General features: G+C 71.0%; 21 protein-coding genes and 1 pseudogene. 13 read left to right on the top strand and 9 right to left on the bottom strand.

Annotated features, from left to right (window positions below; all coding sequences use genetic code 11):
* Positions 1-144 precede the first annotated feature (144 nt).
* A complete protein-coding gene (locus QM595_RS11585; RefSeq protein WP_415171708.1) occupies positions 145-1,251 on the top strand; it encodes a glycosyltransferase family 4 protein in 1,107 nt (368 codons plus the stop codon).
* Between the two features lie 13 nt (positions 1,252-1,264).
* Here the strand turns inward: QM595_RS11585 and QM595_RS11580 are convergent, their stop codons facing one another.
* A complete protein-coding gene (locus tag QM595_RS11580; RefSeq protein ID WP_415171707.1) occupies positions 1,265-1,417 on the bottom strand; it encodes a hypothetical protein in 153 nt (50 codons plus the stop codon).
* 15 nt (positions 1,418-1,432) lie between these two features.
* On the bottom strand, positions 1,433-3,109 hold the full coding sequence (locus tag QM595_RS11575; RefSeq protein ID WP_415171706.1) for a hypothetical protein: 1,677 nt from the start codon (positions 3,107-3,109) through the stop codon (positions 1,433-1,435).
* 116 nt (positions 3,110-3,225) lie between these two features.
* On the opposite strand from QM595_RS11575, the gene QM595_RS11570 reads away from it, so the two are divergent.
* On the top strand, positions 3,226-4,485 hold the full coding sequence (locus QM595_RS11570; protein WP_415171705.1) for a polysaccharide biosynthesis protein: 1,260 nt from the start codon (positions 3,226-3,228) through the stop codon (positions 4,483-4,485).
* Positions 4,486-4,504: 19 nt separating this feature from the next.
* On the opposite strand, the gene hemW is transcribed toward QM595_RS11570, so the two are convergent.
* From hemW to QM595_RS11545, 5 genes are all read right to left on the bottom strand, one after another.
* Positions 4,505-5,722 (bottom strand): radical SAM family heme chaperone HemW, encoded by a 1,218-nt coding sequence (gene hemW, locus QM595_RS11565; RefSeq protein ID WP_415171704.1) that lies wholly within the window; start codon positions 5,720-5,722, stop codon positions 4,505-4,507.
* Positions 5,723-5,747: 25 nt separating this feature from the next.
* Positions 5,748-7,466 carry a serine hydrolase domain-containing protein gene (locus QM595_RS11560; protein ID WP_415171703.1) on the bottom strand — a complete coding sequence of 573 codons (1,719 nt, stop codon included), beginning with the start codon at positions 7,464-7,466 and terminating at the stop codon, positions 5,748-5,750.
* Positions 7,463-7,855 carry a type II toxin-antitoxin system VapC family toxin gene (locus QM595_RS11555; RefSeq protein ID WP_415171702.1) on the bottom strand — a complete coding sequence of 131 codons (393 nt, stop codon included), beginning with the start codon at positions 7,853-7,855 and terminating at the stop codon, positions 7,463-7,465. Before QM595_RS11555 ends, QM595_RS11560 begins: the two co-directional genes overlap by 4 nt.
* A complete protein-coding gene (locus tag QM595_RS11550) occupies positions 7,852-8,094 on the bottom strand; it encodes a type II toxin-antitoxin system Phd/YefM family antitoxin (protein ID WP_415171701.1) in 243 nt (80 codons plus the stop codon). Before QM595_RS11550 ends, QM595_RS11555 begins: the two co-directional genes overlap by 4 nt.
* 105 nt (positions 8,095-8,199) lie before the next feature.
* The gene (locus QM595_RS11545; protein WP_415171700.1) at positions 8,200-8,739 is read right to left on the bottom strand and encodes a GNAT family N-acetyltransferase; all 540 of its coding nucleotides are present in this window, start codon (positions 8,737-8,739) and stop codon (positions 8,200-8,202) included.
* Between the two features lie 246 nt (positions 8,740-8,985).
* Between QM595_RS11545 and QM595_RS11540 the strand changes: the two genes are divergently transcribed.
* The 11 genes from QM595_RS11540 (at position 8,986) to QM595_RS11490 (ending at position 19,134) form a co-directional block, all read left to right on the top strand.
* Complete coding sequence (locus tag QM595_RS11540) at positions 8,986-9,426, top strand: ester cyclase (RefSeq protein WP_415171699.1); 441 nt, start codon at positions 8,986-8,988, stop codon at positions 9,424-9,426.
* A 19-nt stretch (positions 9,427-9,445) separates the two neighbouring features.
* Positions 9,446-10,330, top strand: coding sequence for an enoyl-CoA hydratase/isomerase family protein (locus QM595_RS11535; protein ID WP_415171698.1), 885 nt, complete (start codon positions 9,446-9,448; stop codon positions 10,328-10,330).
* Complete coding sequence (locus tag QM595_RS11530; RefSeq protein ID WP_415171697.1) at positions 10,330-11,817, top strand: AMP-binding protein; 1,488 nt, start codon at positions 10,330-10,332, stop codon at positions 11,815-11,817. The genes QM595_RS11535 and QM595_RS11530 overlap by 1 nt, the downstream gene beginning before the upstream one ends.
* Positions 11,818-11,880: 63 nt before the next feature.
* Positions 11,881-12,501 (top strand): TetR/AcrR family transcriptional regulator, encoded by a 621-nt coding sequence (locus QM595_RS11525; protein WP_415171696.1) that lies wholly within the window; start codon positions 11,881-11,883, stop codon positions 12,499-12,501.
* Positions 12,502-12,615: 114 nt separating this feature from the next.
* Positions 12,616-12,975, top strand: a complete 360-nt coding sequence (locus tag QM595_RS11520; protein WP_415171695.1) for a hypothetical protein — start codon at positions 12,616-12,618, stop codon at positions 12,973-12,975.
* Positions 12,972-14,249 carry an ABC transporter substrate-binding protein gene (locus QM595_RS11515; protein WP_415171694.1) on the top strand — a complete coding sequence of 426 codons (1,278 nt, stop codon included), beginning with the start codon at positions 12,972-12,974 and terminating at the stop codon, positions 14,247-14,249. The genes QM595_RS11520 and QM595_RS11515 overlap by 4 nt, the downstream gene beginning before the upstream one ends.
* 81 nt (positions 14,250-14,330) lie before the next feature.
* Positions 14,331-15,512 carry an acyl-CoA dehydrogenase family protein gene (locus QM595_RS11510; protein WP_415171693.1) on the top strand — a complete coding sequence of 394 codons (1,182 nt, stop codon included), beginning with the start codon at positions 14,331-14,333 and terminating at the stop codon, positions 15,510-15,512.
* Positions 15,509-16,582 carry an acyl-CoA dehydrogenase family protein gene (locus tag QM595_RS11505; protein WP_415171692.1) on the top strand — a complete coding sequence of 358 codons (1,074 nt, stop codon included), beginning with the start codon at positions 15,509-15,511 and terminating at the stop codon, positions 16,580-16,582. Before QM595_RS11510 ends, QM595_RS11505 begins: the two co-directional genes overlap by 4 nt.
* Positions 16,583-16,604: 22 nt before the next feature.
* Entirely contained in the window at positions 16,605-17,378 is a 774-nt protein-coding gene (locus tag QM595_RS11500; RefSeq protein WP_415171691.1) for an SDR family oxidoreductase, read from the top strand.
* Positions 17,379-17,389: 11 nt separating this feature from the next.
* Entirely contained in the window at positions 17,390-18,259 is an 870-nt protein-coding gene (locus QM595_RS11495) for a hypothetical protein (protein WP_415171690.1), read from the top strand.
* On the top strand, positions 18,256-19,134 hold the full coding sequence (locus QM595_RS11490) for a 3-hydroxyacyl-CoA dehydrogenase family protein (RefSeq protein WP_415171689.1): 879 nt from the start codon (positions 18,256-18,258) through the stop codon (positions 19,132-19,134). Before QM595_RS11495 ends, QM595_RS11490 begins: the two co-directional genes overlap by 4 nt.
* A 146-nt stretch (positions 19,135-19,280) precedes the next feature.
* Here QM595_RS11490 and QM595_RS11485 read toward each other — a convergent pair whose 3' ends face one another.
* Positions 19,281-22,679 carry an error-prone DNA polymerase gene (locus QM595_RS11485; RefSeq protein ID WP_415171688.1) on the bottom strand — a complete coding sequence of 1,133 codons (3,399 nt, stop codon included), beginning with the start codon at positions 22,677-22,679 and terminating at the stop codon, positions 19,281-19,283.
* Positions 22,679-23,056, bottom strand: a pseudogene (locus QM595_RS11480) (DNA polymerase Y family protein); the annotation flags it as partial. The gene QM595_RS11485 and the pseudogene QM595_RS11480, both read right to left, overlap by 1 nt.

Here is a 23,056-nt window from a genome sequence, read left to right as displayed (position 1 = left end):
TCGGCGTTGTCCAGCGTGCGTCATGGCAAGGCGGAGGAGGGAGCCATGCCGGAGGCATGGCGACCGACGACAACGCAGCCAGGGCGCGTGCTGGGCGGCGCGGAGCCGGCGCTTCCGAGTTCTCGAACACGCTCTCACGTCGTCATGCTGAGCTGGCGCGACACCGGCAACCCGGAGGGCGGCGGCGCGGAGGTCTATCTCCGCCAGGCCGCCGAGGGGCTGGTCGAGCAGGGCACTCGGGTCACGGTGTTCACCGCGCGCTACCCCGGTGCGGCGGCCAGGGAGGTCGTCGACGGGGTCCGCTATGTGCGTCGCGGCGGCAAGCTCAGCGTCTACCTGTGGGGCATGGCGCTGGTGCTGCTGGGGCGGCTCGGACCGCTGGGCCGCTTCGACGCCGTGGTCGACGTCCAGAACGGCCTGCCGTTCCTCTCCCGGCTGGTGACCCGCCGGCCGGTGCTGGTGCTGGTGCACCACACCCACCGTGAGCAGTGGCCGATCGTCTACCCCGGCGCGATGGGCCGGCTCGGCTGGTGGATCGAGGGCACTCTCGCGCCGCGGCTCTACCGCCGGTGTCAGTACCTCACCGTCTCGTGGGCCAGCCGTGACGAGCTGGCCGGGCTGGGGGTCGACGAGGAGCGGATCGCTGTGGTGCACAACGGCACCGCGCCGCAGTCGGGGGCCGCGGAGAAGTCGGCCGAGCCGTCGATGTGCGTGGTCGGCCGGCTGGTGCCGCACAAGCGGGTCGAGCACGCCATCGACGCGCTGGTGGCGCTGCGCGGGCGAGTCCCCGGGCTGACGCTGAGCGTGGTCGGCTCCGGCTGGTGGGAGCAGGAGCTGCGCGACTACGCGGCGCGCGCCGGCGCCGACGTGGTCTTCACCGGGTACGTGTCCGAGGAGGAGCTCCAGGCGATCTACGCCCGCTCCTGGGTGATGGCGCTGCCCTCGCTGAAGGAGGGCTGGGGCCTGGTGGTCGGCGAGGCCGGCGCGCACGCCACGCCGGTGGTCGCCTACCGTGCCGCCGGCGGCACCCAGGAGTCGGTCGAGCACGGCATCTCCGGGCTGCTGGCCGACGACTTCGACGAGTTCGTGGCGGCGCTGGAGACGGTGCTCACCGACGACGTCGAGCGCAAGGAGCTCGCCCAGGGCGCGCAGACGCTGAGCCGGCACTACGACTGGACCCGGATGCGGTCCGGCTTCGTCGCCGTCGTGGCGGCGGTGCTGCGGGGCGACCGCGTCAGCGGTCGGGTCTGACCCCGACAGGCTACTACTTGGTCGCGCCGTACTGCGGCTGGCTGACCGGTGAGATGACGGTGGTCTCGGCCGGGCTGTTGACGGTGTGGGTCACCACGCCCACGACGGTGACTCCGGCGATCACTCCGCCGACGATGATGCTCGCGATCGCGCCCAGCGTTCCCATCGAGACCTCCCTCTCTCAGCGGGGAACAGTAGCACCTGAGCGCCGGCGGGTGATCATCGTCACCACGGGTGTCGCCGCGGCGATCACCGCCAGCAGCAGGTACGCCGCCCAGGCCAGCCACACCGCCACCCCGCTCTGGTCGCGTCGTACCGGATCGGCGAGCCTGACCACGCTCAGCAGCGGGCCGTCGTGGACCGGCTCGCCGGCGACCTCGGGCGCCGCCGCCACGTCCCGCTCGGTGACGACCCAGCCGATGCCCTCCCGGGCCAGGGCGTCGGCGCGCTCCTCGGGCGTCGGCTCGGCCAGCGCGGCCTGGACCCGTCGTACCCGCGGGTCCTCTCCGGCGATCTCGTGGCCATCCACGACGAGCGCGTCCTCGCTGACGGCGTCGGGCGCGAGATAGCGCGGCAGCGGGTCGAGCACCGGCCGGCGCCCGGCCCATGCCGGCGCCCGGTAGGCGCTCAGCGGCAGCACCAGCACGTCCCCGTGTCCCCGGACGACGGCACCCGCCTGCGCCCACTCGGCGGGGTAGTCGACCGGGTCGAGCACCCCGCCGATCCCCCACGACGCGTCGGAGAGCACCATCACCGGGAACAGCGCCACCGCCACCCCGACGGCGGCGCGCGCCGCTCCGGCCCGGGCCCCGGCGGCCAGTCGCTCGGCGCCGGCGGCCACCACTGCGACACCGGCCGGCAGGCAGAGCGCCAGCTCCCGGCTGCTGTCGCGCAGCACTCCCGCGCCCGGGAGGTGCTCGCCCAGCCACGCCAGCGCGTCGGGCGCCGCCCAGCCGGCCACCGCGAGCCCGTAGCCGACCGCCCAGAGGATGGCCAGCCGCCTCTGCTCCCCGGGCGCCTGAGGTCTCGCCGGCGCTACCGACACGCTCTCAGGTGTCCGGCCGGCCGACCACCACGGCCGCAGTCCGGCGGCCGCCAGCACCAGCAGACCGGCCAGCGCCAGCCAGGCCAGCACGCCCTCGCGGGAGCCGGGCACGACCTCGGCGTTCCAGATCCCGGCCAGCGAGAGCGCGGCCAGCGGCGCCGGCACGCCATCCCCGTGGAGCGCGAAGGCGGCGTACCCGCCGGCGTCCCGCGCGAGCGCGGCGTGTCGCAGCCCGGCGACCAGCCAGGGCGCGTTGGCGGCGGCCACGGCGAGCAGCAGCCGGAGCCGCCGGCCCCGCCCGCACACCACCAGCGTCAGCCCGGTCATCAGTCCCGCATTGGCGCTGAGGCTGCCGACCAGGAGCAGCCCCCAGGTCCAGGCCGGCAGCCGCCGGGCGCGGGTCGCGACCACCAGCCAGGGCAGCACCGCATAGGCCAGCAGCACCGGCCAGTGACCCAGCCACAGCCGCTCCACCACGAACGGGCTCCAGACCGCCGCGCTCACCGCGGCGAGCCGGCCGACGAGGCCGCCGCCGACCAGTCGCGCCGCGCCGGTCCCGGCGAGCAGCAGCGCCCCCACGAGCATCAGCCGCTCCAGCAGCGCCGCGGGCACCACGTCGTCCAGCACCGCCACCACCGCGTCCGAGGGCACCGCCCGCGGCAGCCCGGAGCCGAGCCCGAGGAAGCCCGGCCGCAGGTCCAGCTGCGGCACCCACACCAGGTCGTGGCCGATGACATAGCCGGGCCCCAGCGCGGGCCCGAGCAGCAGCACCGTCAGCCCGGCGCACCACAGCAGCGGGAGCCAGCGCGTCACGAGACGGGAGTGTGGCACGCCGAAGCGGGATCCCATCGCAGGTGGACCGAGCGAGGTTCCGCCAAGAGGTCTCGTCGTCGCGAGCCCTAGTGGCGGAACCTCTAGGCTCCTTGTCCGTGACCATCGAGTCCGAGTCCCGACCCACCTCCCGACTGCGCCAGCTGCTGGCCGGAGGCGGCGTGATCGCCCTGGCGATCGTGGCCATGAACGTCAGCGTCTACGCCTTCCAGATGGTCGCGGCCCGGCTCCTCGGCCCGGAGCAGTACGGCGGCGTGGCGAGCCTGCTCGGCACCCTGCTGGTGGTCAGCGTGCTCCAGCTCGGCCTGCAGGCCACCGCGGCCCGGCGCATCGCCGCCGAGCCGACCGACGTCGGGCGGGTGGAGCACGACATCCTCCGGATCTCCTACCGCGCCTCGATCGTGCTGGCCGCGGCGCTGCTGGTGCTCTCCCCCGTCGTGGAGCGGATGCTGCGACTCGACAGCGTCTACCCCGCGCTGCTGCTCGCCGTCGGCACCGTGCCGATGACCGTGATGGGGGCGCAGGCGGGCATCCTCCAGGGCGAGCGCCGCTGGATCCCGCTGGCGCTGGTCTACCTCGCGGCCGGCGTGCCCCGGCTCGTCCTGGGCATCGTGGCGATGGCGATCCGGCCGACCGAGGGCGCCGCCATGGCGGCCGTCGCGCTGGGCTGGTTCGCCCCGGTGGTGGTCGGCTGGCTCGCACTGCGCCGCTCGCCGGTCCGCACCGCTCACCAGAGCGGCGACCTGGCGCCGATGTTGCGCGAGATCTGGCACGGCTCGATGGCGCTGCTGGGGTTCTTCGCGCTCTCCAACGCCGACATCGTGCTGTCCCGCAACGTGCTCGGCAACCGCGAGTCCGGCCTGTACGCCGGCGGCCTGATCCTCACCAAGGCGGTGCTCTTCCTGCCGCAGTTCGTCGCGGTGGTCGCCTTCCCCGCAATGTCGACGACCGCCGGGAGACGCCGCGCGCTGCTGCGCAGCCTGGGCCTGGTGGGCATCTGCGGCGTGGTGTGCGTGGCCGGCGCGGTGCTGCTCAACAGCATCGCGATGATCTTCATCGGCGGCGACGACTACCGCGCCATCGAGGACCGGCTGTGGCTCTTCGCGGTCCTCGGCACCCTGCTCTCCGCGCTGCAGCTGCTGGTCTACTCGGTGCTGGCCCGGCAGAGCCGCGGGTCGGCGTACCTGCTGTGGGTCGGGGTCGCCGTCGTGATCGTGGTGGGCCTGCGCCTGGAGCACCTCACCGCGCTGCTCACCCTGGTGACGATCGTCGACGCGGTGCTGCTGGCGGCGCTGCTCGGGCTGAGCCTGTGGCGGATGCAGGACGATCCCCGCGCCGCCGAGGAGACCCCCGGCTGAGCCCTGGGTCGGGCCTGGGTCAGGGCAGCAGGTCACGCACCACGGCGTCGGCGAGCAGCCGGCCGCGCCGGGTCAGCGCGAGCCGGTCGCCGTCGATCACGGCGAGCCCGTCGGCGACCGGCCGCTGCGCGAGGACAGGGTCGTCGAGGACGTCGAGCGGCAGCCCGGTCGCCAGCCGCAGCTCGAGCAGGACCCGCTCGACGCGGCGGTCCTCCTCGCCCAGCTCCTCGCGGGCCTGGGCCGGGCTGACCCCCGCGCCGAGACGGGCGGCGTAGGCGGTGGGGTGCTTGACGTTCCACCAGCGCACGCCGCCGACGTGGCTGTGCGCGCCCGGTCCGACGCCCCACCAATCCGCGCCGGTCCAGTAGAGGACGTTGTGGCGGCACCGCGCCTCCGGCCCGGTGGCCCAGTTGGAGACCTCGTACCAGCGCAGGCCGGCGGCGGTGAGCCGCTCGTCGGCGAGGAGGTACTTGTCGGCGAGGTCGTCCTCGCACGGCGCGGGCAGCTCGCCGCGCCGCACCCGGCGGGCCAGCGCGGTGCCCTCCTCGACGATGAGGGAGTACGCCGAGAGGTGGTCGGGCTCGCAGGCCAACGCCGCCTCGACGCTGGCCGACCAGTCGGCCAGCGACTCCCCCGGCGTGCCGTAGATGAGGTCGAGGCTCAACTGCTCGAACCCGGCGGCGCGCGCCCACTCCACCACGGCCGGCACCCGGACCGGGTCGTGGCTGCGGTCGAGGGTCTTCAAGACGTGCGGCACCGCCGACTGCATACCGAGGGAGAGCCGGGTGAGTCCGCCCTCCCGGAGCGTCGCCAGCGACTCGGGCGTGAGGCTGTCGGGGTTGGCCTCGGTGGTCACCTCGGCGCCGGCGACCAGGCCGAACTCCTCGCGGATGGCGGCGAGGATCCGGGCCAGGTCGGTCGCCGGCAGCAGCGTGGGGGTGCCGCCGCCGAAAAAGACCGTCTCCACGGGCACGTCGGCCTCGCCGAGCACCCGGCGCGCCAGCCTGATCTCGGCGATGGCCTGGTCGGCGTACGTCGCGCGGGAGACCGCCCCGGATCCGGCACCGCCGAGCTCGACGGCGGTGTAGGTGTTGAAGTCGCAGTAGCCGCAGCGCACGGTGCAGAACGGCACATGGACGTAGAAGCCCAGCGGGCGCTCGCCGAGGCCCGCCAGCGCGGTGGCCGGCAGCGACCCGTCGGCGGGCGCGAGGTCGCCGTCGGGCAGCACAGCGGGCATGGCGTCCAGTGTCCCCGCTGGTGCGTCAGGAGCCGAATCTCACGTCGAACTCGGCGTACTCCTCGGTGGGGACCGGGGTCAGCGACAGCTCGGTGACCGGATCGGTGCCGGTGATGGCCAGCCGCCACCAGGTGGTGCCGGCGCGCACCCCCCAGACCGCGCTGGACTCGCCGTCGCCCTCGATCGGGTCGCGGAGGGTCACCTCGCCGGGGGCCGGCCCGGCGAGGGCGCGGAGCGTGGTCGCGGCGCGGCCGAAGGCGCCGAGGTCGACGCCGGGAGCGAGAGGTACGTCGACGGGCCAGCCGTCGGCGATGGCCGCCACCACGGCGCGGGCGTGGGCCAGCAGCGGCTCCGGCGGGTCGGGCACGCCGGTGACGACCAGCCACTGCACCTTCGGCTGTGGCGTCGGCGCGACCTTGATCTCCAGCACGTAGCGGCCGCGCTCGGCCGGCACCGGCCACAGCGCGAACGCGTGGCCGTCGGCGAAGACGACCGGCTCGCCGTCCGGCCGTGGCTCGCCGACCAGCGCCGCGGCGCGGGCCAGCTCGGCGCGCCGCTCGGCCTCGGGCATGTCGCGGGCGACATTGTCGGTGAACAGGTCGTCCTCGTCCTCGCCGGCCAGCCATCGGGTCACCCGCTCGATCAGCGCCGGGGGCAGGCTCGGCGGGAGGTCGCGGCTCCGCTCGCCGGCCACCAGCAGCCGCAGCGCCTTCTCGGCGGTGGACACCGGGCCGGCGTAGGTGCCGTTGGCGAGCGCGATCACGCCGAGGCCGGTCTCGGGATGCCAGCGCATGTGCGAGCCGTAGCCCGGGTAGCCGCCGGAGTGCTGCACCACCTGGCCCTGGTCGCCGTCGTGCTCGGCGAAGAGGCCGAAGCCGTAGCCGGTCGCCACCCCGGTCAGCGCCCGGCCGGCCGGCGGCGGGTCGAGACAGATCGAGGAGGAGACCTCGACGAAGCGCTGCAGCTGCTGCATCTCGCGCCGGCTGCTGGCCGGCAGCGGATGCGCCGCGGCGGGCCGGCGGAAGGCGTCGGTGAAGCCGGCCACCCAGCGGGCCAGGTCGGCGACCGAGCTGTGCAGGCCACCCATCGCCGAGAACGCGCCGGGCGAGTTCGTCGGCTGGACGACCCAGCCGCTGGCCACCTTGTGGTGGCCGGGCACCAGCGCCGGACCGACGTCGTGGGCGTCGTACTTGGTGGCGGTCATGCCGAGCGGACCGGCAAGCTCCTCAAGCACGAACCGGTGATAATCCCCGGTGAGCACCTCGATGACGCGGCCGAGCAGGGCGTAGCCGAGGTTGGCGTACTCGAAGGTCGTGCCCGGGACGGCGCCGGTCCTGAAGCCGCCGCGCAGGAACTCGCCGAGCGCCGCGGCGGTCATCGACTCGTTGCGGTCGCCCCAAGGATCGTCGGTGATCAGTCCGCCGCTCATGGTGAGCAGGTGGCGCAGGGTGATCTCGCTGCCGACGAGCTCGGGGAGGTAGGCCGCCACCGGGTCGTCGAGCCAGAGCCGGCCGCGGTCGCGCAGCAGCAGGATCGCGGCGGCGGTGAACGACTTCGTCATCGACGCGATCCGGTGCACGCTGGTGACGTCGGGCGCCGTCTCCTCGCCGAGCCGGGTGGTGCCGTGGGCACCGGTATGGAGGATCTCGCCGTCGCGCACGACGGCGTAGACCAGCCCCGGCGAGCGGCCCTGCGCGAACTCCCGGGCGAAGAGCTCGTCGACGGCGTCGAGGTCTAGGGTCATACGGTGATGGTGCGCACGTCGTAGAGCTCGAAGGCGGGATCGGCAGTGATTACCGGGATGTCCAGGATCTGCGCCTGCGCGATGATCACCCGGTCGAAGGGATCGCGGTGATGGAGGGGCAGCGCACCCGCGCGGAGACTGTGTGGCAGGTCGATGGGAAGCACCACGGTGCCCGATCGTCTCAGCCGGTCCGGGAGATAGGCGCCTGGCTCATCCGGAAGGGGCAGCTTGCCGATGGCGTACTTGATGGCGATCTCCCAGGGCGTCGCGGCCGAGACGTAGATGTCGTGCGTACCCTCCTCGATGAGGGCTCGGACGTCGTCGCCGAGTCGCTCGCGAGCGGTGTGGCCCCACAGCCAGATGTGGGTATCGAGCAGGTAACCGCTCATGCGTACCAGGGGTCGATGATCTCGGGGTCTGGCGAGTCGAAGTCATCGGGCACGTCGAAAACACCCTCGTCGATGCCCCACTCCCGGTGCGGCCGGGCCGCGGCCGGCACCAGTCTGGCGACTGGCTTGCCGCCCCGGGCGATCTCTACCTCCTGGCCGGCATCGACCAGCCGCAGCAACTCCGAGAGGCGAGTCTTGGCCTCGTGGACCCCCACCTGGAGCGGGATCGACTTAGTCATGGGCTTAGTTTATCGGAAGTCGCGGAAGCCGTGCCGGGCGTCGAGGGCCGCCGAGGCCGAGGGGGAACTCGTCGAACGCCGCGGAGGTCATCGGGTCGTCCCTCGTCACAGTGATCGCTCCAGCACCAGCTCCGGCACGCCGTCGGCGGCATCCGGAGGGTAGCGGCGGCGGTCGATCTCCGCGAAGCCGCGGGCACGGTAGAACGGGAGGCCATGCCGGTTCCGGGCGAGTACGGCGACCCGTTGGCGTGTCGCGCCCAGGCGGCGCTGCTGCTCGGTCACCGCTTCGAGCAGCGCGGAGCCGATCCCCTGACCGCGATGGTCGAGGTCGAGATAGATGACGTAGAGCTGTCCGACGTCCTCGGCGACCAGGCCCCCGCCGGCGGCACCGACGACCCGGCCGTCGAGCTCGGCGACGAGATACCCCTGCCAGTGCGCGGAGAAGCCTGTCGGGTCGACCTCGCCGGCGACCCTCTCAGGGTCGTAGAACTCCCGGACGATCCGATCGACCGTCGCCGCGGCCAGGATGCCGGTGGTCACGAACCGGTAGCCCGTCTCGCAGATGCGGCAGATCGCCGCGACGTCCGCGGACGTGGCCAGCCGAACGGTGGGCGCGGGGTCGCCGTCAGGCAAGGCCAAGGACATGGCCCCAGTGTTCCCGACCAACCAGCACTTCTGCCGACTCGACGGTCCTGGAGCCAGCACTTCTGCCGACTCGGCGGTCCTGGAGCCAGCACTTCTGCCGACTCGGCGTGGCAGATGGCGCTGCCCGGTGGCGATCACGACGTATGTGACGGACGCCACGATTTCCTCTTGACGCCCTGTGATGTGCGTCATATGTTCGAGTTACATACCAATCGCTCGATATGTAACTATGGAAAGCAGGTGCCCGTGTCGACGCCCCTGGAACGCACGCACGACATCCTCTTGAATCGCTACAACGAACACGACCTGTCCTGGCATGACACGTACGTTGCCGACGACGCCGTGTACGTCACTCCGGGCGGTGGCGTGATTCGAGGACGAGCCCAGGGCCGCAAGCTGCTCGAGACGCTGAACACCTGCTTCCCGGACGAGAGGAATGAGCTCATCCACGAAGCGGGAAACGATCGGACCGCCTTCCTCAGCATCTGGAACAGCGGAACCTTTCTCGGCGACATGGGTCCGGTGAAGGCGACCGGCCGCTCGTTCCGGACCCGCTGTGTCGTCGAGGTGACCTGGCAGGACGACAAGATCGTCGAATGGGTCGACCACATGGACAACTTCGTCTGGTTCGAGGTCCAACTCGGCACGAAGGTTCCCCAGGGCAAGTGGTGGGAAGACGCGGCATGAGCGAGCTTGCGAGCGAATCATGGGCATCATGCCGGTCACGAGCGCAGCGAGGGGCCAGCGCATGAGCGACGACGACCCGATCCTGCTCGAACGCTCCGGCGCCGTGGCCACCATTCGTTTCAATCGCCCCGAGAAGCTCAATGCGTTCCGGCACACCGATTACGAGGTGCTGCTGAGCGTCCTGGAGCAGGTTGACGCCGACGACACGGTCCGCGCGGTCATCATCACCGGGAGCGGTCGCGCCTTCTCCACCGGTGACGATTTCGCTGGCTATTCCGGTGGCCCCAACGGCCACGAGTCCGGTGAGCACCCCTACTACGGTGCGATCGGCCGGGGCGACCTCTCTGGCGCGCGGATCAGCCGTTACCGAGTCCCGTTGCAGGTCATGGGCGATCTGCTCATGACCTCCTCGAAGGTGTACATCGGCGCGGTCAACGGCGTCTGCTGGGCGCCGGAGATCCTGTACGCCTGCGATTTCGCTATCGCCAGCGACCGCGCGAGCTTCGGCCAGGGCGACATGATGATCGGCATCTGCCCGGGCGGTGGGTCGACCCAGACTCTGCCGCGCCTCGTCGGCCGACGCAAGGCGCTCGACATCATGCTGCGCCCCCGCGAGATCTCCGCGGACGAGGCTCGCGACCTGGGGATCGTCAACGAGGTGGTGGCACACGACGAGCTCATGGAGCGAGTTGAGGCCCTCGCCCTCGAACTGGCCGCCTACGAGCCGGCGGCGGTCAAGTACACCAAGTTGGCCGTCACCCGCGCACAGGAGACGTCGCTGGCGATCGGCCTCGATCTCGAGCAGGAGTACATGGCGCTGTCGATCACGGCCGGCGGTCCGGTCCGCTACTCCGAGAGGTACTGGGCCGAGCGCGGGAAGAACTCTCAGGGTGAGGGAGCCTGATGTATTTGACCCAGCAGCTGCATCGTCGGACGCAGCGCGCGCCGGCCGCGCCGCTGAGCATCTTCGAGGGGCGGATCACCAGCAACGCCGAGACGCTGGACGCGGTCGCCCGGATTGCCGGACGCCTGCGTGGGCTAGGCGCCGAACGCGACGACCGGGTGGCCATTCTCGCACCGAGTTCCGATCGGTTCTTCCAGACGCTTCTGGCCGTCGCGTGGGCCGATGCGATCGTGGTGCCGATCAACCTCCGGTGGGCCGTACCCGAGGTCATTTTCGCGCTGCGAGACTCAGGGGCGAAGGTGCTCGTCGTCGGTGGACCGTGGCGTGAGCACGTCGACGAGTTCCGCGCCGCGATTCGCGACCTCGTGATCGTCGATATCGATGACCACATGCTGGCGGCGGCCGACCCCATCGCCGATGCCGAGCGCAGGGGCGACGACACGCTCGGCATCTTCTACACCGGCGGCACGACGGGCCGTTCCAAAGGGGTCGAGCTGACCCACCGCAATGTGATGACCTCTGCGCTCAGCACGGCGCTCGTGACCCGGACCGAGGCGGGTGCCGCCGGGCTGTTGGTGATGCCCGCTTTCCACATCGGCGGCATTGCCTCCTGGGTCAACGATCTGCTCATGGACTGCGTCACCGTCTTCCTCGATGGCTTCGACGCCGCAGAGGTGCTCCGCATCATTGAGGAGCACCGTATCCGCCATATGGCTCTCGTGCCCACGATGGTTCACGCGATGCTGGAACATCCGGATCGAGCTCACCGAGACGTCACCAGTTTGGAGAGCATCGTCTACGGGGCGGCGCCGATCAGCAGCATGCTGCTGGCCCGCATCGAAGAGGGTTTCCCGAATGCCAAGCTCTATCAGACGTTCGGAATGACCGAGCTCTCGCCGGTCGCCTCCATCTTGACCGACGTCGACCATCAGCACGATGAACTGCGCCGATCGGTCGGGCGCGCCCTGCCGCACGTGCTGATCAGGGTCGTCGACGACCAGGGCGAGGAAGTCCCGAGAGGAAACATCGGCGAGATCGTCGTGAGCGGCGACAACGTCATGAAGGGCTATTGGAACCTGCCGGAGGTGACGGCCCAGACCAAGCGGAATGGCTGGCTGTACACCGGCGATGCCGGCCAGATGACCGAGGACGGCTATCTCTACATCGCCGACCGGCTCAAGGACATGATCATCAGCGGCGGAGAGAACGTCTACTCGCTCGAGGTCGAGGAGGTGATCTCTGGGCATCCGGCCGTGGTCGCCTGCGCTGTCATCGGAGTTCCCGACGAGCGCTGGGGGGAGCGCGTCCATGCCGTCGTCGAACTGGTGGCGGGCGAGAGCCTGACCCTCGATGAGCTGCGCGCCTACGCCAAGGAGCGCCTGGCGGGGTTCAAGTGCCCGAGAAGCATGGAGGTCATCGACCAATGGCCCGTATCGGCAGTGGGCAAGATTCTCAAGCGCGAACTACGGGATCGAGTCAGCGGATGAGCGCTCGAATCTACACTGAGGTGTTCACAGTGTCGCTCAATGCTGGTCCGACGGAGTTCGCAGATGTCTCAACAGCCGCCCCGGATGGGCCGACCGCCGACCCTGGTCGCCGGTCAGCGCATTCCCGAGCGGATCATGGATGTGGCCGAGCGGTTGTTCGGCAAGTACGGGTACGAGGAAGTGTCGATCCGTCGTATCGTCAACGAGGTTGGCGTCACCCAGGGAGCGCTGTATCACCACTTCGACTCCAAGCAGGATCTCTTCTGCCGTGTTGGCGAGAGAGTCCTGCGTCGCCAGACCGAACGGCTGGAACAGATCCTGGCCGAGGGTGGCACGGCGGAGGAGATGTTGGTGAAGTCCTGCATCTCCGCGACGGTCGCCACCGCCGACGAGCTCGAGGCCGCATGGGTCTATCTGCGATTGGCCGAAGTCCTTGAGGACGCGGAGCAAGCCGAGGAGATGCAGCGACAGCGTCGGCGGCATTACCAATTGCTGCGCGATCTGATGCGCGAGGGCCAGCGGACCGGCGTCCTGCGATCGGACATCCCGGCGCATGTCCTCGCCTTCCAGATGATCGGCATGATCCAGCACGTGCCGAACTGGTGGCGGCCGGACGGCGAGCGCACTGCTCGCCAGCTCGGGGAGGACTTCGCCACGCTCTTCCTGGTTGGCGCCAAGGCCTGACCGAGTGCCCGCCTCCTCGAGGCGGCCGTGCTGCCCCGCGGGCGGCTCATCTGACACCCCAATCACGCCCTGAGTGGGATGCCCAGTCTTCTCTGACGACCGAAGGAATGGGCGATGTTGACAATCGCGGATGTTGTCCTGCTCTTTGGCGGCGTAGCGGCACTCGACGGCGTGGGCCTCGAGGTCGGCGGCGGTGAGGTGTGCGGCTTGATCGGCCCCAATGGCGTGGTCTACGTCCCGTACTACACGGCGGACATCGACGGCGGTCAGGCCTCGGCGGTGCTCTTTGCCGTCGCGCTGCTGTTCATGATCTTCCTCGCTCCGTCCGGCATCACCGTCGGCTTGGGGACGCTGGCTCGGCGCTTCGTCAGGGTCCGTCCGGCCCAGCCCGTCGACATCGGTGTCAGATCCACGACATCCCCGAGGACACCCACCCCCGAACAACCACCACTGAAAGAAAGGCACACGCCATGAAAGCTCTCACCCATGGCCGCGGTCGCGCGGCCCGGCTGGGGATCACCGCATTGGCGGCCGCGACGCTGCTCGCGGCCTGCGGCTCCGGTTCGGACTCCGACGACGAGGACGCCACGGGCGCCTTCGAGGTCAATACCGAGGACTGCCTCGATCCCGATGCGGCAACCGCGACGATCGATGGTCCGATCAAGGTCGGATTCAGCGTTCCGCTGTCGGGTCCGGTCGCCGGTGCCACCGAACTCATGAGCGACGGGCTCGACGCGCGCATCGCGCTGGCGAACGATGCCGGCGGTGTCGATGGCCAGCAGATCGAGATCACGTACAAGGACGACGCCTTCCAGCCGGATCGCTCGAAGTCCAACGGTACGGAGTTCATCGAGAAGGACGGCATGGATGTCGTGTCGGTGTTCGGTTCCGGTGGTGTCGCGGCGATGGCCGATGACCAGAACGCGGCCTGCGTGCCGATGCTGTACGCCAGCGCCAGCGATCCACAGTTCTTCGATCTCGAGGCGTACCCGTGGACGGTGCAGTTCCTGCCATCCGCCCGCAGCGACGCCAAGGCGCTCCTGACCTATGTCAAGGAGAACGTGGACGAGCCCAAGATCGGTGTGGTCGCGAACTCCACTGCCGCTGGCACCGTGGTCGCCGATGCCTTCAAGGACGTCGCCGAGGACGACGGATTCGAGATCGTCGCCGAAGTCGAGGACACCGATCCGGCCGCGGCCGCGGCCGCCATGAAGGAGGCCGGTGTCAACGTGGTCTTCCACGCGGGGGTTGCCGGCGCGTGCACCGCGTTCGACACCGCCAGCGAACGGGTCCAGTTCGATCCCGAGCTCTCGATGAAGAGCGCCAGCTGCACCGGCGCCGCTGAGTACATCACCGCCGGGAAGGCCGCTGATGGCGTGGTGGTCAGCTCCTACCTCAAGCAGATCGCCAACCCGGAGGTCACCGACGACCCCGATGTCGTGGAGTACCTCGAGGCGACCGAGGGCGCCGCCGACCAGGCGAGTTCGTTGACTCAGGCCGGATGGCTGATCGCGGACCTGCTGGTGAACACCCTGACGCAGGCGGCCGAGTCCGAGGACGGCCTCAGCCGGCTGAGCATCATCGAGGCGGCCCGCGACCAGGACTACGATCTGCCGCTGGCGATCGACGGCATCCACTGGGTCAGCAGCAGCACGCGACCCGGCGGCGTGAACGGACACATGCCCATGGCGTGGAACGCCGAAAAGCAGCAGTTCGAGCAGATCGGCGAGGTGATCATGGTCGACTGAGCTGCTCTCGGGGAGGGGCCGTGCCCAAGCCGGCCCTCTCCCCGACAGCCTCATCTCGCACCTCGTACAAGGAGCCATCCGATGTCCGGAACACGTGAACAGATTCTCGAGCGAGTCGACCGCCTGCTCGCCACACACGACCCCACCGTCACTGCGCCGGAGGACTTCCTGGGCGCACGATTCGACGCAGGCCTCGCCTGGGTCCATTTCCCCGAAGGCCTCGGCGGACTCGGCCTGTCTCGAGACCTCAACGGCATCGTCGACAGCCGGCTCGCCGCCGCCGGCGCGCCGGGCCCGAACGTGGGACTCAACGGGATCGGCTTGGGCATGGCCGCGCCGACGATCCTGGCCTTCGGCACGCCGGAGCAGCAGCGACGCTATCTGCGTCCGCTCTACACCAGCGAGGAGGTCTGGTGCCAGCTCTTCTCCGAGCCGGGTGCCGGCTCGGATCTGGCGGCAGTGTCGACGAGGGCCGTGCCCGACGGTGACACCTGGATCGTCGACGGCCAGAAGGTCTGGACATCAGGGGCGCACAACGCCCGCCGCGCCATCTTGCTGGCGCGCACCGACCCATCGGTCGTCAAGCACGCGGGCCTGACGTACTTCCTGCTCGATATGGCCGATCCTGGCGTCGAGGTGCGCCCGCTGCGCCAGATCACCGGTGAGGCGGAGTTCAACGAGGTCTTCCTGAACGGCGTCCGCGTCGCCGACACCGACCGGCTCGGCGCGGTCGGCGAGGGATGGCGGGTCGCCACGACGACCTTGAACAACGAACGGGTCGCCATCGGCGCAGGCACGGCACGTGAGGCCGGCCAGATCGGCCTGGTCGCCGACCGCTGGCGCCGTGACCCGTCGGTGCGCACCCCGGCGCTGCAGGAGGAACTGCTGCGCTGGTGGGTCGAAGCCGAGGCCACCCGGATCACCGGCGAGCGGCTGCGGCAGCAACTCGCGGCCGGCCAGCCCGGACCGGAGAGTTCGGCGATGAAACTCGCCTTTGCCCAACAAGCCCAAGCCATCACCGGCCTGGCGTTGCAACTGGCCCCGGAGGAGGGACTGCTGTACGACGACTGGACCATGGTCCGCCCGGAACGGGCCGACTTCCTCGGTCGCGGTCCCGGTTTCCGGTATCTGCGAGCCAAGGGCAACTCGATCGAGGGCGGCACCAGCGAGATCTTGCGTAATGTCGTTGCCGAGCGCGTGCTCGGCCTACCTGCCGAACACCGACCCGACAAAGGAATCCCCTTCAAGGACGTGCCCCGATGACCGACCTTCTCTACTCCGACGTCGAGGAATCGTTGCGCGCGTCCCTCGCCTCGGCACTGGCTCGTGTGCTGCCCGACCCTGGCGCGACGGCGGCCCTCTACGATGACCCGGACTCCGATGTGTCGGCCGTCTGGACGATGCTCGCGGACCAGCTCGGCCTGGCGGCGCTGCTCGTTCCGGAGCGTCACGGCGGTGCCGGGGCCAGCCCTCGTGAGGCCGCGGTCGTGCTGGAGGAACTCGGTAAGACGGTCGCTCCCGCGCCGTTCCTGACCAGTGCCGTGATCGCGACGACGGCTCTGAGTGCCGTCGGTGACGCACCCCGATTGGAGCGGCTCGCGGCGGGCCAGGCGACGGCGGCTCTGGTGGTGCCGTGGTCGGCGCGCGCGGGCCAATGGACTGCGACCGCCGAGGGTGAGGACGTGCAGCCCGTTGCCGGGGCGATCGAGGCCGACATCCTCGTCGTGCCCGTCACGGATGCCGAGGGCCTGGCGCTGCGGATCTACCAGGCCGGTGAGGCCACGGTCGCCCCGCTGACGTCGCTGGACATGACCCGGCCGCTGGCATCGGTGGCGGTCAGCGGGCCGGGGACCGTCGTCGCCCGTGACGACCAGGCCCGTCAGGCCGTGGACAGTGCGTTGCTGGCCGGGCAGTCCCTGCTGGCGTCCGAGCAGTACGGGCTGGCGCGACAGTGCCTGCAACTCACCGTCGAGTATGCGACCACACGCATTCAGTTCGCCCGTCCGATCGGCTCGTTCCAGGCGATCAAGCACCGCCTGGCCGACCTCTACCTCCAGGTCATCCAGGCCGGCGCGGTGGCCCGTTACGCGGCTGACACGGTGGCACGAGCCGACGAGGACGCGCCGGTGGCCAGTGCGCTCGCGCAGGCCTACTGCTCCGACGTCGCCGTCAAGGCGGCCGAGGAGGCACTGCAACTGCACGGAGGCATCGGCATGACCTGGGAACACCCCCTGCACCTCTACCTCAAGCGCGCGAAGGCCGACCAGCTCGCGCTCGGCACGGCCTCGCGGCATCGCGAGGACCTGGCCGAACTCGTCGGCCTCGTCGCCTGACCACCCACGACAGAAGGACACCATGGATCTGACCACCCTGTTCCGGCTCGACGGCCGTACCGCTCTCGTCACGGGCGGCTCGCGCGGTATCGGCAAGATGATCGCCGAGGGCTATCTGCGCAGCGGCGCACGTGTCTACATCAGCTCGCGCAAGGCGGACGAGTGCCAAGCGGCCGCCGCGGAACTGTCCGCGCTGGGCGAGTGCGTCGCCCTGCCGGCCGACGTATCGACCACCTCCGGGATCGACGACCTCGTCGGCCGGTACACCGAGCGCGAGCCGGCGCTGGACATTCTGGTCAACAATGCGGGAGCGGCGTGGGGCGCTCCGTTCGCCGAGTTCCCCGAGTCCGGCTGGGACAAGGTGATGGACCTCAACGTGAAGGCACCGTTCTTCCTCACGCAGGCGCTCGCGCCGGTCATCGCCCGGCGGGCCGGCGACCATCTGGGCAAGGTGGTCAACATCGCCTCGATCGACGGGATCACCACCAGTGCGAACGAGACGTATTCCTATCACGCGTCCAAGGCCGGTGTCATGCACCTGACTCGCCGGATGGCGATGCGACTGGCCGGCGACGGAATCATCGTCTCGGGTATCGCTCCGGGCGCGTTCGCGTCGAAGATGAATCGCGATGCGATCGACCGTGCCGAGGAACTGTCCGCGGCGATCCCGGCTGGGCGGGTCGGCGTGCCGGAGGACATGGCTGCCGCGGCCATCTATCTCGCCTCACGGGCCGGCGACTACGTGGTCGGCGAGACGATCGTGGTCGATGGCGGCGTCGTCCATATCACTCGCTGAGGTGGTGTGTGATGTTCGAGGCTGTCGCGGTGCTGGCGGTGCGATCGCGGCGCCTGCTGCGGGTCGACGTGGCCACCGCAGAGGTGTCGACGCTCGTCGAGAACGTGGGCCGCGTCCCCGACGGGGTGTCGGTCGGCGAGGAGATCTACTGGACCACGATGGGCGCCCCGGAGTTCGCTGCGGCCGACGGGGGCGTCCACGCCGCGCCCTGGAGCGGCGGGCCGATCCGGACGATCACCGTCCCTGGGTCGGTCACCACCGGCAAGCAGTTGGTCCTCGCCGACGGGTGGCTCTATTGGGGCGACCGTGAGGGGTGCCGGGTGAGCCGCATCCGTCCCGATGGAAGCAAGCGGGAGGATCTGGTGGTCAACGACCCGAGCGGCGCAGAGTCGGCGCAGTGCGTCGGGGTGGCGGTCGACTCCGCGGGTGGCTGGCTGTACTGGACCCAGAAGGGTCCGGCCAAGGGCGGACGTGGCCAGATCAGGCGGGTCGCGCTTCAGGCGCCGCGTCCGGCACCCGAGGCGATGGTGCAGACGCTGTGGAGTGGCTTGCCCGAGCCGATCGACCTGGCGATCGACGACGGCTGGCTCTATTGGACCGATCGCGGCGCACCGCCGCGTGGCAACACCCTCAACCGGGCGCCGCTGCCCGCTGCGGACGAGCGCGGTGCGACGCCGGAGGTGCTCGCGGACGGCTTTGCCGAGGCGATCGGACTGGCCGTGGACGCCGACGCCGAGGTGGTGTACGTCTCGGACCTGGGCGGAGCGGTTCGCGTCGTGCCGCTGCCCGGGTCTGCGGGCGAGGACCGCGTGCTCGTCACGCTCGGCGAGCCGATCACCGGCCTGGCTGGTCTGGAACGGGGACGAGGAGTACGACGGTGACCTGGCACCTCGACGTCGCCGACGTCGGTGAACGCCCGGTGGCGGTGGTCGGGGCGGGCACGCTCGGTCGGCGCATCGCCATGATGTTCGCCTCACGCGGCGGGCGGGTCCGCGTGTACGACCCCTCGCCGTCGGTCGTGGCCGACGCGGTTGACTACGCTCGCCAACACCTCCCCGACGTGGTCGCGCAGCGCGGCTTCGGCGCGGTCGGAGAGGTCGAGGCGAGTCGGTCGCTGAGCGCTGTGGTCGAGGGCGCCTGGCTGGTGGTGGAGGCAGTCCCAGAGCGGCTGGACACCAAGATCGAACTGTTCGGCGAACTCGACCGGCTGGCCGGATCCGACGCCGTGCTCGCCACGAACTCCTCCTCCTACGCCTCGCGGCTCGTCGGCGAACGAGTACGCGACCAGACGCGGGTGTGCAATATGCACTTCTACATGCCGCCTGTGGCCAACGCCGTGGACCTGATGTCGAATGGCCAGACCGACCGCGATCTGCTCGACTCCCTGCTGCGGCTGCTGCCGGCCTACGGCCTGTTTCCGTTCGAGGCGCGCAAGGAGTCAACCGGCTTCATCTTCAACCGGGTGTGGGCCGCGATCAAGCGCGAATCCATCGCGGTGGTCGCCGACGGGGTGGCTCGTCCCGAGGACGTCGATGCCATGTTCAAGATCAATTGGGGGATGTCACGGGGCCCGTTCGAGACCATGGACCGGGTGGGCCTCGATGTGGTGCTGGATATCGAGAGGCACTATGCCGAGGAGAACCCGCACCTTCCTCAGAACGTGCGCGACCTGCTGAGGGCCTATGTCGACGCGGGCAAACTCGGTGTCAAGACCGGCGAGGGCTGGTATCGCTACGACGAGGCGCCGGACCGCTAGATGATCAACTCCAAGGGCTCTTTGCGGCGTGGAGGCTGTCTTCGACGAGCAAGGGTGTGTCCAGAGTTGGCGTTTCTCGGCTGTCCTGGAGCCAGCACTTCTGCCGACTCGGCGGTCCTGGAGCCAGCACTTCTGCCGACTCGGCGTCACTTGAAGTCGCGGGAGCGGTGCCGGGCGTCGAGGGCGACCGAGGCCGAGGAGGCGATCTCCGCGAGCGCGCCCAGCCGGTCGGCGGAGAGGTTGGCGACGCCGTCGGCGCGCTCCAGGATGCCGCGGACCAGCATCGCCGAGGCGCTGGTGGCGACCTGGCGGTGCCGAGCCCACAGTCCCCGGGTGCAGACCACGTTGACCATGCCGGTCTCGTCCTCGAGGTTGAGGAAGGTGACGCCGCCGGCGGTGCCGGGCCGCTGCCGGTGGGTGACCATCCCGGCGACGGTGACCCGGCGACCGCCCTCGACCCCGGCCAGCTCGGCCACGCTGAGCACGCCCGCCGCGCGCAGCCCGGCGCGCAGGTGCTCGAAGGGGTGGCCGTCGGGGGTGGTGCCGGTCGCCCACAGGTCGGCCAGCATCGCCTCGACCGGGTCCAGGTCGGGCAGCGCCGGGGCGGCGACCACCGGCGCGGTGCCGGGGAGGGAGTCCTCGGTGTCGGTCCAGCCGGAGAGCCACAGCGCCTCGCGCCGGGGCATGTCGGCCACCGCGCCGGCGGTCGCCAGCGCCTCCAGCTGGGTGGTGTCGAGCCCCGCCCGCCGGGAGAGGTCGGCCAGGTCGGCGAAGGGCCGCTCCTGGCGTGCGGCGACGATCCTCTTCGCGGCCTCGGTGCCGATGCCGCGCACCGAGTCGAGCCCGAGCCGGACGGCGTACGCCGTGTCGCGGCGGTGCTCGGGAGTGGGGTCGGGGGTGCCGGGCACCCAGGCGACCTTGCCGCGGTGGTGGTGGAGGCAGGCGTCGCGGCCCGGCCGCTGTCGGGGCTCGCCGATCGGCTCCAGGTCGGCGCTCGCGGCGGAGCGGGCCAGATCAGGGCGGCGCACCTCGACGCCGTGACGGCGACCGTCCTGGATCAGCGACTGGGCCGAGTAGAACCCCATCGGCTGGGCCCGCAGCAGCCCCGCCAAGAACGCCGCCGGGTAGTGCAGCTTGAGCCACGAGGAGGCGTAGACCAGCAGCGCGAAGGAGAGCGCATGGGACTCGGCGAAGCCGAAGTCGGCGAAGGAGAGGATCTGGGTGTAGGTCGCGTCCGCCGTCCTTTCGTCCATGCCCTTCGCCCGCATCCCCTCGTAGAGCTGCTCCTTGAGCGACTCGATCCGCTCGATGCCGCGCTTGGAGCCCATCGCGCGGCGCAGCAGGTCGGCGTCGTCGGCGTCGAAGTCGCCCAGCACCCGGCCCATGTCCATCAGCTGCTCCTGGAACAGCGGCACTCCGAGGGTCCGCTCCAGCACCGGCTCCAGCAGCGGATGGGCGTAGGCCACCTCCTCCCGGCCGGTGGCGCGTCGTACGTAGGGATGGACCGCGCCGCCCTGGATCGGGCCGGGCCGGATCAGCGCGATCTCGATGGCCAGGTCGTAGAAGCAGCGCGGCCGCAGCCGGGGCAGGGTGCCGATCTGGGCACGGCTCTCGACCTGGAAGACGCCGATCGAGTCGGCCCGGCAGAGCATGTCGTAGACCGCCGGCTCCTCCCGGGGGATGGTGTGCAGCTCCCACCGCTCCCCCAGCCGGTCGCCGGCGATCGACATCGTGTGGTCGAGCGCGCTGAGCATCCCCAGGCCGAGCAGGTCGAACTTGACCAGCCCCATGAACTCGGCGGCGTCCTTGTCCCACTGCAGCACGGTCCGCTCGGCCATTCGGGCCCGCTCGATCGGGACCACCTCGCCGATCGGCTGCTCGGTGAGGATCATCCCGCCGGAGTGGATGCCGAGATGGCGCGGGGCGCGGTGGAGTCGCGCGGCGAGGTCGCGTACGGCGTCGGGCACGTCGACGCCGTCGGGCACCTCGATGCTCCCCCAGCTCGCGATGTGCTTGGACCAGGCGTCCTGCTGGCCGGGTGAGTAGCCGAGCGCCTTCGCGGCGTCGCGGATCGCGAGCTTGGGGCGATAGCTGACCACATTGGCGACCTGGGCGGCGTTGCGGCGGCCGTAGGTGTCGTAGACCCACTGGATCACCTCCTCGCGCCGGCCGGAGTCGAAGTCGACGTCGATGTCGGGCTCCTCCTCGCGGTGCTGGGAGATGAAGCGCTCGAAGGGCAGGTCGTAGGCGACCGGGTCGATGGCGGTGATGCCCAGCGCGTAGCAGACCGCGCTCGACGCCGCGCTGCCCCGGCCCTGGCAGAGGATCCCTCTCCGTTTCGCCTCTTGCACGATGTCGTGGACGATCACGAAGAAGCCGGCGAAGTCCTTGCGGTCGATGACAGCCAGCTCGTGGGCGATCCGCTCCCGCGCCCTGATCCGCATCGGGCCCGACTCGTGGGCGTAGCGCGCCGTGAAGCCGGCCCGGGTCAGCGCCCGCAGGTGCCGCATCGCGGTCAGCCCGGCCGGGATGCCGCGCTTGGGCAGCTCCGGCTTGGCGGCACGCAGGTCGAAGGCGCACTCGGCGGCCAGCCGCACCGAGGTGGCGACCGCGCCGGGGTAGCGGGCGAACCGCCGCGCCATCTCCTCCCCCGAGCGCAGGTGTGCCGGGCAGGCCGGCAGCCAGCCGGCCATGTCGGCCAGGCTGCGGCGGGCCCGGATCGCCGCCATCGCCTGGGCGGTCCGGGCGTCGTCGGGCGTGGCGGCGTGGACGTTGCCGGTGGCGACGACGGGCAGGCCGAGGTCGGCGGCGATGCCGGCGAGCAGGTCGTTATGGGTGCTGTCGAGCGGCTGACCGTGGTCGGTCAACTCGACGACGACGTGGTCGCGGCCGAACCGGTCGACCAGCGCGGCCAGTGCCGCGGCGGCGGCCCGGGGGCTCTCCGCCAGCGCCTGTCTGACCGCGCCCTTGCGGCAGCCGGTGAGGATCAGCCACTCCCCGCCGGCTCGCTCGGCGAGCTCGTCGAGGTCGTAGACCGGGCGCCCCTTCTCCCCCCAGTCGGGGCCGCGCAGCTGGGCCTCGGTGATCGCCCCGGCCAGCCGGTGGTAGCCGGCCACCCCGCGTGCCAGCACCAGCAGGTGGCTGCCCTCCGGGTCGGCGACGCCGTTCTGCGGCTTGGTGAGCCCGAGCGAGAGCTCGGCGCCGTAGACGGTGCCCAGGCCGGCCGCCTCGGCGTCGCAGGCCCGGGCCGCCTCGGCCAGCGCCGGCGCGCCGTAGAAGCCGTCGTGGTCGGTGATCGCCAGCCCGCGCAGCCCCAGCCGGATGGCCTCGGTCACCAGCGTGGCCGGACTGGAGGCGCCGTCGAGGAAGCTGAAGTGGGAGTGGGCGTGCAGCTCGGCGTACGGCGTGCCGGGCCGCTCCGGCGGCCTGACCCGGATCGGCGCGAGCCGACGCCGGCGCGAGATCGGCGCGTCGAGCCGGGTGCTCCGCCCGGAGACGCGCCGCTCGAACTCGCTCCAGGAGATGTCGGGGTTCTGCCAGCCCATCAGTCGTAGGCGGCTTCCGTGACCCAGCCGCCGGCGGCGGCCCCCTCGCAGGCGTAGCTGGCCAGCCAGGCCCGGCCGTCGGCGGCGACCAGCTGGAACCGGGCGATGCGCCGGCCGGCGCCCGGCTCCCACCACAGCTCCTCCACCGGCCAGGGCCCCGCCCAGGCGGCCACCGGCAACCAGCCCTCCTCCGGCGAGGGCCGGAACCGGACCGGGTCGGCGCTCACCAGGCCCCGCTGCCCCACCACCACCGGTCGGCCGGCGGCGTCGACCACCGCCGCCGGGACGGGGTCGGCCAGCACCCGGGCCGGGGCCGGCGGCGGGATGCTGCCCGGCCAGGGCAGCTCCCGGGGTCGCAGCGCGGTGCCGTCCCGCTG

Source organism: Nocardioides sp. (genome assembly GCF_047607185.1).
In the GTDB taxonomy this organism is placed as follows: domain Bacteria; phylum Actinomycetota; class Actinomycetes; order Propionibacteriales; family Nocardioidaceae; genus Nocardioides.
The sequence above is the reverse complement of the archived record's forward strand: the minus strand, read 5'-3'. Positions and strand labels throughout refer to the sequence as shown.